This is a genomic window from Staphylococcus pasteuri, assembly GCF_030547725.1.
GTDB classification, from domain to species: Bacteria; Bacillota; Bacilli; order Staphylococcales; family Staphylococcaceae; genus Staphylococcus; species Staphylococcus pasteuri.
In genome coordinates, this window is sequence record NZ_JAUOQO010000306.1 from 1 (window position 1) to 276 (window position 276).

The 276-nt window shown below is 67.4% G+C and carries 1 protein-coding gene; it reads left to right on the top strand.

Annotated features, from left to right (window positions below):
• Nucleotides 1-61: 61 nt before the first annotated feature.
• The coding region (locus tag Q4528_RS13770) for a pyridoxal-dependent decarboxylase (protein WP_303522130.1) at nt 62-276 on the top strand (215 nt) is incomplete at its 3' end.

The following is a 276-nucleotide window of genomic DNA, read 5'->3' on the forward strand; positions in this document are numbered from 1 at the left end:
GGTCAAGGCGCGGGGGGGCTGGGTCCATGTTGACGGGGCCTTTGGTCTTTGGGCGGCGGCGGTGCCGGAACTTGCCCCGAGCTGTGCCGGGGTGGAACTGGCCGACAGCTGGGCCGTCGATCTGCACAAAAGCCTGAATGCACCGTTTGATGCCGGTGTGGTGCTGGTGCGGGATCGTTCGACGCTGGTGCAGGCGATGGCGGCGCGCGGGGCCTATCTGCCGGCGCAATCGGGACATTGGGAACCTTCGGACAGCACACCAGAGCTGTCTCGCCG